A 13,125-nucleotide genomic window follows, 5' to 3' on the forward strand; every position below is an offset into this window, starting at 1 on the left:
AGTGAGTTGAGGCGAACCTAAGTACCGCCCCTGTCCGGGTCAAGCTGCGGCGGCGTCGTGCAAGGCTGCCATGACCAGCGCATCGGGCAGATGCATCAATGTAGCATTGCGCGTCCACAAAAGCGCCGTGCGTACCGGCACATCCGGGTAGACCTGTTTGAGCGCTGCCGCATAGGCGCCCATCTGGCGCAGCAGGCCCGTCGGAACGGCCTCGGGGCGGTCGGGGATGGTGACGTTGGTCTTGAAATCCACCGCCAGCACGCCGTTTTCGTCGATGATCAGCCGGTCGATGATGCCATGGATGCGCTGGCCGTCCAGTTCCGCCAGGGTTGCGGTGATGCCGGTCTCGACCAGGGCGTCCTGTCCGAAGAAGGGCGCGGTGACAGGGCCGGTCAGGACCTTCGTGGCCTCGCCCAGCAGCAGCGCGATCTCGGCCGGTTCGGCCAGGTCCGGGCCGCTGCCCAGCAGCTTTTGCGCGGTTTCGGGCCAGTCGGCGGGCGCCAGCAGCGGCAGGTGTTCCAGCAGCAGGTGGACCTGGCGGCCCCGGCGTTTCGCGGCGGCCTCGTCCAGCCCCTCGGCGCCGGGCAGCGCCTTGGCCCCGCCCAGATCCTCGGACGGGGACAGGGTCTTCTGCGGCAGCGGCGGTTTCGGCGCGCGGGCATGGGCCCAGCCGGGCAGCACGGGCTCTTCGACGTGGCGGGTCTCGGGGATTTCGACGGGCAGGTCCCAGTCTCCGACCTCCAGCCGCAGGCCCTCCGCCTCGTCGACGGGCAGCGGGTCGGCCTCCATGATCTGCATCCCGTCGCGGATCCGGGTGTACCAGTTCTCGCTCTTCTCGCCGACCTTGCCGGCGGCGGCGACGATCAGCCATTTCTCGGCCCGGGTCATGGCGACGTAAAGCAGCCGGTCCAGCTCCTGGGCATTGGCCTCCTTGCGGGCGGCGCGCAGCAGGCGCATCGGCGCGGGCTCCTCCGCCTCGGTCAGCGACCACAGCGGCAGGCCCGCGGCATCCACCACATGCGGCGCCGTTGATCGCCCGCCCGAGATCGTCTCGGGCAGGATGACGATCGGGCTTTCCAGCCCCTTGGAGCCATGCACCGTCATCACCCGGATCTGGTCCGAGGCGGCATCCATCTGGCGCTTGATCTCAAGCTCGTCGGCCTCCATCCAGACCAGGAAGCCGGTCAGGCTGGGCACCTCGGTCTGCTCGTAGACCAGCGCCTGATCCAGCAGCGCATCCAGACCGTCCTCGGCCTCGGGGCCCAGACGGCCCAGCAGCTTGCGGCGCCCGTCGTGGCGCGTCAGGATCCGTTCGATCAGGTCATAGGGGCGCAGGAAGTCCGACTGACCCATCATGTCGCGTATTAGCCCCAGCTCCCACTCAAAATCTAGTGGTCTGGCCTCCAGCGCGTGGAACAGGGTGATGCCCTGGGCGCGCCGATACGCCAGATCGAACAGCCGCTGTTCATCCCAGCCAAAGATCGGCGATTTCAGCACGGCGGCCAGCGACAGGTCGTCCTCGGGCAGCGCCAGGAAGGCGAGGAAGGCGGTGACATCGCGCACGGCCAGCTCTGCCGCGACCTTCAGCCGGTCGGCCCCCGCCATCGGCAGGTTCAGTTCCTTGCAGGCGCGGATCACCTCGTTGAAGATGCCCGAGCGGCGCCGCACCAGGATCATGAAATCCTTCGGACGCACGGGGCGCGCGCGGTAGGTGCCGGTATGGCCGATCTCTTCGGGAAGGGTCGCGCCGCCATGGATCATCTCGTGAATCTGGCGGGCGATGCGGCGCGAGAGGATCACGTTGTGGTGGTTCTCGGCCAGCTTGTCGACCGGATCGAACCATTCGCGGTCCTCCTCCTCCTTCAGCTCGGGCACCACGGGCCAGAGGTCGACCCGCCCGGGCATCGTCGCCTTGAAGGCGCGGTGGCGCTGGTCGGGGGTGAAACCGGCGGCCTCGCGCCCCTCAAAGACGGTATCCACCAGCGACAGGATCGCGGCCGAGGAGCGGAAGGAGAATTGCAGCTCCAGCTTTTGCAGGGGAGTGTCGGTCTGTTCCAGCCGGTCGCCGAAATCGTCGCGCATCCGGTCGAAACCGGAGGGATCGGCGCCCTGGAAGGAATAGATCGACTGCTTCTTGTCGCCGACGACGAAGATCGTGCGCTGCACGTCGTCCCGCGCCCCCTCGCCCGAAGTGAACTCCCGCGCCAGCGCGGAGATCACCTGCCATTGCACCGGGCTGGTATCCTGCGCCTCGTCCACCAGGATATGGTCGATGCCGCCATCCAGCCGCCACAGCACCCATTGCGACACCGTCTTGTCGGTCAGCAGGTCGCGGGTCTTCAGGATCAGATCGTCAAAATCGAGCCATCCGCGCGCCTCCTTCGCTGCCGCATAGGCGGGCAGGAAGGCGCGGGCGAAATCCTGTAGCACCAGCGCCTTGTCGCGGGCCTGGATCGCCACGCGCAGGGCGCGGGCCTCGGCGATGCGGACCTGCCAGTCCTCCACCCCCTCGACCAGATGCGGGAAGGCCTTCTTGGCGGCGGCGCCGGGGAATTTCGACGGGCTGAACGGGGTCTTGCCGCTTTTCGTCAGCATCCGGTCCTCAAGCACCAGCAGGCTGTCGAGGTCGCGCGAGCGGATCGGCGTGAAGGCTTCCAGAGATTTCGCATCCCCGGCGGTGGTCCCGGCGCGCAGCATCTCGCAAAGCTGGGGCAGGAAGGCCAGGTCGGCCTCGGTGAAGGCCATCGCGATCGTGTCTTCGATCGCCATGCCGGGGGGCAGTTCGAGGGCCGCTTCCAGATCCTCGGCGCTGTGGCGCGTGGTGAAAAGATCGCGGTTGCGGGCGATATCCTCGACCAGGGCGGCAAAGCTGTCGTCGCGCAGGTAGCTGGCAACCCGTTCGACCGTCTCGGCGATGGGACCGTTCGACAGGCGCTCCATCACCTCCTCGCGCAGGATGACGGCGTTGCGGTCCTCGATCTCCTGGAACTGGGGGGAAACGCCAGCCTCCAGCGGGAAGCGCCGCAGCAGCCCCGCGCAGAACGAGTGGATGGTCTGGATCTTCAGGCCGCCGGGCGTCTCGATGGCGCTGGCGAACAGCGTGCGGGCGCGTGACAGGCGGCGGGCGTCGATCTCTTCCTCGATGCCAAGGTCGGTCAGGGCGGCGCGCAGCTCGTCATCCTTCAGCATCGCCCATTCGCCGAGGCGCTTGAACAGGCGGTTCTGCATCTCCGAGGCCGCGGCCTTGGTGTAGGTCAGGCACAGGATGTTCTGCGGCGACACGCCATCCAGCAGCAGGCGCGCCACGCGGTCGGTCAGCACGCGGGTCTTGCCGGACCCCGCGTTGGCCGCAAGCCAGGTGGATCGGTCGGGCCGGGCGGCGCGGATCTGGCGGGCCGAGGCTTCGTTGCGCGGGATCATGTCAGGTCCATCCGGTCGGGGTCATCGGTTTCGTCCCATTCGCCGAAACGGGCCAGGTGGTCGAAATCGCCGTTGAAGCGCACCTCGCGCATGGCGCGGCGCGACAGGTAGCCCTGCTCGGGGTCCAGCCAGCGCTCCATCAACTGCGTGAACTCGGCCCAGACCTGCGCCGGAGAGGTTTCCTCAAGTGGCGCATGGGCCTCTTCGGGCGGGTTCGACAGGCCGATGTAGACGGCGCGGGCCACCGGCATCGGGCCGGTCTTGCCGAAGCCCTCAAGCTCCGCGATGGCGGCTTCCAGCGGCAACTGTTTCTTGAAGAACTTCTGTTCCCGCTCGCTTGGCGGCTTGCCGGTCTTGTAGTCGAAGATGTGCAGCCGGCCATGGTGATCACGGTCCACCCGGTCGGCGCGGGCGGAAAGCGACACCCCCAGTGCCTCGATCCGCGCGGTGCCCTTGCGTTCGTTCAGGATCTCGGCGGCTTCTTCCTGGCGGGCGCCCTCATGGGCGACGAACCAGTCGGCAACGCGGGCCAGACGGGCGTGCCACAGAAGCCGGGTTTCCGGCCAGGGGACCTGCCTGTCCAGCACCTCGCGTGCCATCTGAAGGAAGACGCCCGCATCCAGCGGCACGGTGCCCTGCGCCACGCCCGAGACGAAATCCTCAAGCACCAGGTGGCTGACATCGCCGCGCAGCATCACGTCGGGTTCGCGCATCAGGGGGTTCAGGGACGACAGCCGCAGGACCTTCTTGGCATAGACCGCATAGGGATCGCGGATCAGCCGCTCGATCTCGGTCACGTAGAAATCGCGGGGGCGGGCCTCCATCGGTGGGCGCGGGGCCGGGCGGCGGGCCGGGGGGATCGGCGTCGGCGTCTCGACCTGACGGGCGAGCGAGAGCCAGCGGTTGCCGCGCGCCTCCATCTGCTTCAGCGCGGCGGGGCCGCTTTCGGGCAGGCCGCTCAGCAGGTTGGTCAGGCGGTTCAGCCAGCGCGCCGGGACGGTCTCGGCATCCTGCGAGCGGATGGAGCGCGACAGCCAGACCTCGCGTGCCGCGACCGCCTGCTGGAAATCGTGGGCCGAGAGGCCGATGTTGCGTTCCGGCAGCAGCAGGCCCGCCTGCTGGCGCATCTGGCGGTTCAGCCAGGGGTCGGGTTTCGGTGCCTCGGGCCAGGAGCCTTCGTTCAGCCCACCCAGGATCACCAGATCGGCGCCCTGCACGCGGGCTTCCAGCGTGCCCCAGACCAGCAGGCCCGGATGCGGTTCATCGGCGTTGCGCACCTCTCCGCCCGAGATGATGGCGCCCACCAGATCGGTGTAATCGCGCGCGGCGAAGGCATCGCCATGGGGGGCGTCCTCGACCAGGGCGGACATGACGCGCTGGGCTTCCTCGCCTGCGTCGCGGGTCCAGAGGTCACCGCTGCCCGTTTCGTCGAGGCAGCCGCGCGCCAGCACCTCGGCCAGGGCCATGTGGTCGGTGACCCGGTCGTCCAGAGGTTCCGGCGCGGGGGCGGCCGCGCCGAAGGCATGGGTGCAGATCCAGTCGGCCCAGCGCGGGGCAACGTCCTGAAGCCGCTCGGTTGCGGCGAAGGCGCGGATGTCTTCGGGGGTGGGGCGCGGGCGGCCCTTGTGGCGCAGGTACAGCTCCAGCCGGCGGGTCAGGCCCAGATGGCGGCCCCGCCCGGTGCCAGAATGCGCCAGCGGGTGCTTCAGCAGGGTCAGCAGTTCCACCGCCGTGGGCGGCGCGATCAGCAGCTGTGCCACCTGCCGCAGGAAGCGGCCCGGGGGCGTCACCTGCAAGGGGATCCCGGCGGAGTCGTCCGGCGTGATCCCCCAGCGCCCCAGCGCCGCGCTGACCTGCCGGGTCAGCTGCCGGTCCGGGGTGATCAGGGCGCAAGTCTGGCCGGTCTCGGCGGCCTCGCGCATCCGCAGGGCAATCGCCATCGCCTCGGCCCGGGGCGAGGGCGCCTTGAGCAGCGTCACCCCCTCGGTCGCGGGGATCAGATCGCCCAGATCGGGGCCTTCCTCCAGCCACTGGTGGGTGACCGGCGCGGGCCGCAGCGCGAGCGAGATCAGCCGGTTGCGCTGGGCCGGGCCGGTGGTGGCCGGGTGCCAGTCCTGCACCTCCGAAGGCTCCAGCCCGAGTCCGGTCATCAGCTTGCGGAAACGGTACTGGGGGTGATCCTCGGCGGTGAGGGCATCATCCAGCTGCGACCAGATCCGGTCCGGCTGGTGAAAGTCGTAGCCCGGCAGGATCACCGCGCCCTGCGGCAGCCGCGCCACCGCCTGCATCAGCAGGTGCGTCGCCCCGCGCGACCCGGTGGAGCCCGCCAGCAGCACCGGGTGCCGGGGCGGGTTGACCTCCCATTCGCGGATCAGCGCCTCGACCACCTTGCGCTGGCGTTCCTCGGGATCGGGGGCCTCGCGGTCGGTATCCAGCCCCCCGACGATGGAGAGGAACTTCTGCGTCCGCGCCCAGTGTCCGGAAAGGTCGGTCACATCGAGGTTGCGGATATCGTCAAGCGAGACCTTCTCGCCCTGCATCTCGTCCAGCAGCTTGGCGAGGCTGTCGGCCAGGTCGTAAAGCGCGGCGCGCGGCGCCAGGTCGGGTTCCGCGTCCAGCAGCGCCGAGATCAGCCGGATCAGTTCCAGCCGCCTGCGGATGCCCGAGATCGCGGGCGGCACGGGTTCGGCGCAGTGCAGGTCGGTCAGCAGGCGGATGCGCGGCACCAGCAGCGCCGGGCCGGTGTCCAGCAGGCCCCGGATGCGACGCGCCATCCGGCGGGTGTTCACCACAAGTTCCACCCGCGCCAGGTCCTGCGGCGGGCGGTTCTTCATTCGTTCCAGAAGCCCCTTCAGCAGGTCGGCGGGAAAGTCCGCGCCGGGGGCAAGGCCGAACAAACGGGGACGGTCGGAGGGCTCAAACATCGGCGCTCAGCATCTCTTCGGCGAGGGAGATCGCCTCGGGGCGGCCGACATCGCACCACAGGCCCGGGTAGGGCAGGATGAACAGGCGCCCGCGGGCGATCATCCGGTCCCACACGGCATTGAGAGAGAAGGCGGTCTCGGGGATCGCGGCAAGGTCCTGCGTGGTGGTGATCTGGGCGCCGGAATAGATCAGACCGGGGCCCCGGGTGATGCGACCTTCGGCATCGGGGGTGAAATCCCCCTGCCCGGCATGGCCGATGGCGTTTGCCGGCGGGATGCCCAGCAGCAGCGCATCCATTCGCGCCGGGTCCCAGTGGCGCGCCAGCAGCGACAGCGCCGCCGGTCCCTTCCAGACCGCATCGGTGTTGAGGGTGAAGACCGGCCCCTCGCCCAGCAGCGGCAGGGCGTGGCGCAGCCCGCCGCCGGTGTCCAGCAGCGCGGCCTCGGGGCTGACCTGCACGGGTGTACCGGCGAAATGGGCCGCGATCTGGTCGCCAAGGTAATGGGCATTGGCGACGGTGCGGGGCAGCGCCAGATCACGGGTCTGGTCCAGCGCATGGGCGATCAGGGGACGGCCCGCGACCTCGATCAGCGGTTTCGGACGGCTGTTGGTCAGCGGGCGCATCCGCGTGCCGTGACCGGCAGCGAACAGCATCAGGGCAAGGGGCGTGTCGCGCATTTCTCTTTCAGACGGTCCAGGACCTCGGGCGTGGGTTCGGGCAGGTCGGCGACCAGCCGGGCGCGGATCTCTTCCAGGCCGGGGCGTTCCAGCGTGCGGCGCAGGTAGCCCCAGACGCGGGGGATGAAATCGACGTAATGCGGCTTGCCATGGGCCATGCAGAGCCGCGCGAAGACGCCGAGGATGCGCAGGTTCCGCTGCACCCCCAGCATGTCGTAGGCCAGCCGGAACGTCTCGGGGTCATGACCCGAGGCTGCGGTGAAGCGGGCGATCATCTGCGCTTCCAGCTCTTCGGGGACATCGCGGCGCGCATCCTGGAGCAGCGAGACGAGGTCATAGGCCGGATGGCCCATCAGCGCATCCTGGAAGTCCAGCAGGCCGACCCGGGCGGGGCCTTCGCGCTCGGGCAGCCAGAGCAGGTTTTCGGCGTGGAAGTCGCGCAGGATCACGACCGAGGGCATCCCGGTGGCCCGCGACAGGCGCGGCAGGAAATCCGCCGAGAAGGCGGTCATCGTGTAGGGCGTGCGGTCTGTGGCGCCGGCAACGTACCATTCGTAGGCCAGCGCCGCGAGGCGGGTCATCAGCGGCGGATCGTAGGGCGGCAGGTCGACCGGCATCGGCTGGGTGTGCAGCACCTGCAGCGCATCCACCGCCGCGCCGTAAAGCAGCGGCGCGCTTTCGGGGTGGGCGGCCACGGCGCGGGCATAGAGGGCATCGCCCAGATCCTCGAGCAGCAGGAAGCCCCGCTCGGGGTCGCCGGCCAGGATCTGCGGGGCCGACAGGCCGATGCCGGTCAGGTGGTTGGCGATGCGCAGGAAGGGGCGCACGTCCTCGCCCTTTTCCGGGGGGGCATCCATCAGCACGGCGGTGCTGCCGTCGGCCCGGGTCAGCCGGTCGTATTTGCGCATCGAGGCATCGCCGGCCAGGGGGCGGATCTGCGCACCGGCCCAGTCGGTTCCGGCCAGGAAGGTCTGCTTGAGCGCGGATCGGTCAGTCATGGGCCAGGATCTCTCTCAGAAGGGGGGCGGCGCGGGCGGGCAGGTCTAGGGTCAGGGTGCGGCCATCCTCGGGGGTGGGCGTGAAGTCCAGGTGCCAGGCATCGGCGGGGGCCAGGCTGCCCAGCCGGTCGGGCCATTCGATCAGGCAGATCGCCTCGGTAAAGGCGTCCTCCAGTCCCAGTTCGACGGCCTCGGCGGGATCGCCCAGGCGGTAGAGGTCGGCATGCCACAGCGGACCGGCCGAGGTCTCGTATTCCTGGACGATGGTGAAGGTCGGCGAGGGGACGTCCTCGGGTTCGTCCTGAAGCGCCTGGATCAGGCTGCGGGCGAAATGGGTCTTGCCGGCGCCGATGCCGCCGGACAGCAGCAGCACGTCGCCGGGCCGCAGCAGCGGCGCCAGGCGCTGGGCCAGCTGGCAGGTGGCGTCGGGATCGGGCAGCAGGAGGTCGAAAGTGGCACGGCTCATTGCGCGAATGTAACGCGCGGCACCCGCGCCGCAAGCCGAACTTCCCGACCCCGCGGAGTTGTGTGCGCCCTTTTGCGCTCACGCGCAGGGGCGCTGGGGGTCACTGGGCCGCCTGGGCCTCGGACGGGTCGGTGGCGGGCTGTTCCGGGCGCTCGGCCAGCGGGGCGGGCAGGGCCTGCGGGCCGCGTCCGAAGGTCACCATGCAGGCGCCCGAGACCAGCGGCAGGGCGCTGCAGGAAACCTCTCCGGCGTCCTTCAGCCGGGCGGTGCCATGCCAGGTCTCGCGCCCCGAACGGCCCAGCACGCGGCTCATCAGCTCATCCAGGCCCTGGGCTCCGGCGGCCCGGCGGCTCCAGGTGTCATGGGCATCACGCACCGAGATGTCCGAAAGATCGTCCTCGGGCGTCAGGCCGAACATCCGCCGGTAGGCGGCGTTGCAATAGCTCATCATGCCCTGGGCATCGAAGATCACGATGGAGTCTGTCATCGCGTCCAGCACCGATTGCGACAGCGAAAGCTGCTGGCGGAAGCGGCGGGTGATGGCGATCTCGTCGGTGATGTCCTCGAACAGGAAGGCGATGGCGCCGTTCGGATGGGGCCGCCCGGTGACCCGGTAGGTGGCGCCGTTGGGCAGGCTCCAGGTTTCCTGGTAGCGGCCATCGGCAGCAGCCGAGACCAGCGCGTTGATCTGTTCACGCCAGGAAGCGTAGTTCTTCGGTTCCGGCATGATCTGGCGGTCGCGCAGGTGGTCGAAGAACTGCGACAGCGCCGGACGGCCGGTCAGGAATTCCGGCGACAGCGCGGTCAGGTCGACCAGCGCCGGGTTGAACAGGATCAGCTGGCGGTCGCGGTCGAAGATCGCCAGGCCCGTGGAAAGCTGCGCGAAGGTCTTGGTGAGGGTCTGCACGAAGTTGCGCTGCGCGACCTCGGCCTTGACCAGGGCGGTGACATCCTGCGCCGCGCAATCCCAGCCATCGCCGTTGCGCCGCGCCGAGACATCCAGCCAGCGCTCCGGCATCCGGCCCCGGGGATCAAGCATGACGCGATAGGTGAATTCCGGCCGGTCGCCGCCCTCCTCGGCGCCGCGCACCAGGGGCGCCGTCAGCTCTTCGGCGCCCGAGATCCGGCTTTCCAGCGCCCGGTAGGCGGCGTTGCGGCGCACGATGGCCCCCTGCCCGTCGACGCTCCAGCTTGGGATCGGCAGGTCCTCCAGCACGGTGTCCAGGCTGTCCAGCTGCCGGGTCCGCAGCACCGAAAGATGACGGTCGACGACGGTGGCGGGACTGGCCTCGCACAGGGTCAGGCGCAGGTTTCGCCCGCTCTGGCGCAGCCGCAGCACGGCCCGGTCGCCGGCGGGCCGGGCATCAAGGCGCGCGAAACTCTTGCCGCCGGGCACTTCCGGCTGCTCGGGCAGGCCGGGAAAGCGCGGCGCCAGAAGGCCGCGCAGCCGCGTCCAGTCCGAAGTGTCCTGGGGTTCGCTGTCCAGCAGCGCCTGCCAGTCGCGCGGCAGGCTGACCAGGTGCTGCTCGTCAAAGATGAACACCGAGGCGGTCGGCGCCTCGGGCAGGTCTCCCGGCTCTTCCTCCCGCGACAGCGTGCGCCGTCCGACCCCGCCAAGGATCACCAGGCATGCCCCGGCCATCAGCAGGCCGAACACAATCGCGAGCAGGAGCGCCGAGGGAGTGATCCCGGTCATGTCGGATCCCGTCATGAAAAACACGCGTTCTCTCCTGCCGAAGTGTAAACAGCATTCTGAACCGAAGGTAAAATATTGATTAATGAAACACCCCGTTCTCGCAACCGGAACGGGGTGAATTGTTAAAATGGAACCTTCAATGGGTGATCGGGCTGTTCTTTTGCCAGGGAATGGCATTTTCCCCGGTTTCCGCATCGATCTTGCGGCGCGGCCAGGTGACCTGGACCACGGCGCCGCCGTCGCCCTCGTCATTGGCAAAGATCAGCTCGGCCCCGGTGCGTTCCAGCAGGGTCTTGGCGATGAACAGGCCCAGTCCCATCCCCTCGTATTCGGGGCGCGCGGAGCGTTCGACGCTGCTGCGGCGCCGGCGCATGAACGGATCGCCGATGCGGCCCAGCACGGTCGGGGCAAAGCCCGGGCCGTCATCCATGATCCGCACGGTGATCTGCCGGTCGTCCCAGCTGCTTTCCACCCAGACCGTGGTGGTGGCGAAATCCACCGCGTTCTGCACCAGGTTGCGCAGCCCGTGGATCAGCTCGGGCTGGCGCAGGATGATCGGCGGCAGGTCGTCCCCGTCACCATGCAGGAACTCGATCAGCTTGCCACGGTCGCGATGCGGCTCCGCCGCCTCCTCGATCACGGTCGAGAGCGGCGCGCGCCGCATCATCAGGTCGTCCTTCCCGGCCCGCCCCATGGAGCGCAGGATGTCGCGGCAGCGGTCGGCCTGGGCGCGGATCAACCGGGCGTCCTCCTGCAGCTCGGGATGGTCTTCCAGCTCTTCGATCAGCTCTGCGGAGGTCAGCTTGATGGTGGCCAGCGGCGTGCCCATCTCGTGCGCGGCGGCGGCGACGACACCGCCCAGGTCGGTCAGCTTCTGCTCGCGCGACAGGGCCATCTGGGTGGCCTGGAGGGCGTCGGACATGGCGTGCATCTCGGTCGCGATCCAGCGGGAATAGATGCCGAGGAAGATGATCGCGATGACGATCGCCAGCCAGTTGCCGAACAGGAACACGTCCGAGACCTGCAACAGCAGCCCGTCCCGGGTGATCAGCGAAAAGTGGAATTCCGTCAGCAGGGTGACCAGGATGATCGCCATGGAGCCGACGAAGATCGTCGAACGCGCCGAAAGCGCGGCTGCCGAGACCGTCACCGGCCCCACCAGCAGGATCGAGAACGGGTTGTTGAGCCCGCCGGAGAGATAGAGCAGCGCGCAGAGCTGGAACAGGTCGAAGAGCACCATCAGCAGGTTCTCGGCCTCCGACAGGCGCTTGCTTTCGGGGAAGACGAAGCTGGCGACGATATTGCCGATGACCGAGATCCCGACCACCAGGAAGCACAGCCCGTATTCGAGGTTCAGCTGGTAGACCTGCTCGGCCACGAACAGCGCCGAAAGCTGGCCGGTGATCGCCATCCAGCGCAGCAGGATCAGCGTGCGCAGGCGGATCCAGTTGCCGCGGTGCTGGCCAGTCTGGATCGGCAGGTCCTTCTGGGAGGGGCTGGGGCTGTCGGGCATGGGCACTTCCTTCCTGCAACCCAACTATGGATTGCAATCACGTCTCCGATTGATAGGTCTAAGGGGCAGGCCCCGCAATCCGACGGGGCGTCGCGGGGATCCGTCATGCAGCGCCTCTATGCCATTGCCGCCGTCATCGCCATGGGCGGGCTGCTGGGCGGCACCTGGTACGCGACGCGACCCGGCGGCGACGACGCGCTGGCTGCCTGCCGGACAGGCAGGATCGCCGGCGGCACCGAGCAGATCGGTGGGTCCTTCACCCTGCTGGACGAAACCGGCGCCGAGGTGAGCGAGGCCCAAGTGATCGACCGGCCCGCCCTGCTCTACTTCGGCTATTCCTACTGTCCCGATGTCTGCCCGATGGATCTGGCGCGCAATGTCGCGGCGGTCGCATTGCTGGAGGCACGGGGCCGGATCGTGAAACCGGTCTTCATCTCGGTCGATCCGGCGCGCGATACGGCCCCTCAGCTGGCCGATTTCACCGATTACCTGCACCCGCGCCTGCTGGGCCTGACCGGCACGCCCGAGCAGATCCGCAATGCCGCCCGCGCTTACCGGGTGTATTACAAGATCCATCCCCCCGAGGCCGGCGCGGCGGCGGACGACTACCTGGTCGATCACACGACCTTCAGCTACCTGGTGCTGCCGGGCCGGGGTTTCGTCGACTTCTTCCGCCGCGAGGAAACGGCGGAAGAAATGGCAGATCGCGTTTCCTGCTTTCTCGACAAGGCGGGTTAACGCGCCGAATGCGCCAATGCCGCGCCTGCCGGTTTGACCTAACCCGGCGTCCGCATTAATGGTTTCGAAAGCTTGCGGCAGAACTGCGGGCGATCGACGGCCGAAGCGGAGACAGTGAAGATGACGGAATTGGGCGAAATCGGAGAAGACAAGAGCCTGCTTCTTCTCGACGATGACGAACCCTTCCTGCGGCGCCTTGCCAAGGCCATGGAGAAGCGCGGCTTCGACGTGATGACCGCCGAGACGGTCGCCGAGGGCAAGGCCATCGCCTCCACCCGTTCCCCGGCCTACGCGGTCTGCGACCTGCGGCTGGAAGACGGCAACGGGCTTGATGTGGTGGAAGTGCTGCGCGAACGCCGCCCCGATTGCCGCATCGTGGTGCTGACCGGCTATGGCGCCATCGCCACCGCCGTTGCCGCCGTGAAGATCGGTGCCACCGACTACCTCTCGAAGCCCGCCGATGCGACCGATATCGTCAATGCGCTGCTCTCGACCGAGGATGAGCTGCCGCCGCCGCCGGAAAACCCGATGAGCGCGGACCGCGTCCGCTGGGAACACATCCAGCGCGTCTACGAGCTGTGCGACCGTAACGTCTCGGAAACCGCGCGGCGTCTGAACATGCACCGCCGGACGCTGCAACGGATCCTGGCCAAGCGCTCGCCGCGCTGATCCTTCCGATCAGGGCCATGAA

9 protein-coding genes are annotated in these 13,125 nt (G+C 68.6%); 2 read left to right on the forward strand and 7 right to left on the reverse strand.

The window, feature by feature from the left end; genetic code table 11:
• Window positions 1–39 precede the first annotated feature (39 nt).
• The 7 genes from addA to regB all read right to left on the reverse strand — a co-directional run bounded on the left by addA (window position 40) and on the right by regB (window position 11,696).
• On the reverse strand, window positions 40–3,420 hold the full coding sequence (addA, locus tag KM176_RS17785) for a double-strand break repair helicase AddA (protein WP_160891409.1): 3,381 nt from the start codon (window positions 3,418–3,420) through the stop codon (window positions 40–42).
• On the reverse strand, window positions 3,417–6,344 hold the full coding sequence (gene addB, locus KM176_RS17790; RefSeq protein WP_160891411.1) for a double-strand break repair protein AddB: 2,928 nt from the start codon (window positions 6,342–6,344) through the stop codon (window positions 3,417–3,419). The genes addA and addB overlap by 4 nt, the downstream gene beginning before the upstream one ends.
• Window positions 6,337–7,023, reverse strand: a complete 687-nt coding sequence (locus tag KM176_RS17795) for a nucleotidyltransferase family protein (protein ID WP_160891413.1) — start codon at window positions 7,021–7,023, stop codon at window positions 6,337–6,339. The genes addB and KM176_RS17795 overlap by 8 nt, the downstream gene beginning before the upstream one ends.
• Entirely contained in the window at window positions 6,999–8,021 is a 1,023-nt protein-coding gene (locus tag KM176_RS17800) for an aminoglycoside phosphotransferase family protein (RefSeq protein WP_160891415.1), read from the reverse strand. The genes KM176_RS17795 and KM176_RS17800 overlap by 25 nt, the downstream gene beginning before the upstream one ends.
• Entirely contained in the window at window positions 8,014–8,487 is a 474-nt protein-coding gene (tsaE, locus tag KM176_RS17805; protein WP_160891427.1) for a tRNA (adenosine(37)-N6)-threonylcarbamoyltransferase complex ATPase subunit type 1 TsaE, read from the reverse strand. The genes KM176_RS17800 and tsaE overlap by 8 nt, the downstream gene beginning before the upstream one ends.
• Window positions 8,488–8,587: 100 nt before the next feature.
• Window positions 8,588–10,198 carry a PAS-domain containing protein gene (locus tag KM176_RS17810; protein WP_236045367.1) on the reverse strand — a complete coding sequence of 537 codons (1,611 nt, stop codon included), beginning with the start codon at window positions 10,196–10,198 and terminating at the stop codon, window positions 8,588–8,590.
• Window positions 10,199–10,319: 121 nt separating this feature from the next.
• The gene (regB, locus tag KM176_RS17815; protein ID WP_160891431.1) at window positions 10,320–11,696 is read right to left on the reverse strand and encodes a sensor histidine kinase RegB; all 1,377 of its coding nucleotides are present in this window, start codon (window positions 11,694–11,696) and stop codon (window positions 10,320–10,322) included.
• Between the two features lie 105 nt (window positions 11,697–11,801).
• Here regB and KM176_RS17820 point away from each other — a divergent pair, with 105 nt between their 5' ends.
• Window positions 11,802–12,434, forward strand: a complete 633-nt coding sequence (locus KM176_RS17820; protein WP_160891433.1) for an SCO family protein — start codon at window positions 11,802–11,804, stop codon at window positions 12,432–12,434.
• A 120-nt stretch (window positions 12,435–12,554) separates the two neighbouring features.
• On the forward strand, window positions 12,555–13,103 hold the full coding sequence (locus KM176_RS17825) for an ActR/PrrA/RegA family redox response regulator transcription factor (protein WP_160891435.1): 549 nt from the start codon (window positions 12,555–12,557) through the stop codon (window positions 13,101–13,103).
• Window positions 13,104–13,125: the final 22 nt, after the last annotated feature.

Origin of the sequence: Pseudooceanicola endophyticus, assembly GCF_018760365.1 — a bacterium.
GTDB lineage: Bacteria > Pseudomonadota > Alphaproteobacteria > Rhodobacterales > Rhodobacteraceae > Pseudooceanicola > Pseudooceanicola endophyticus.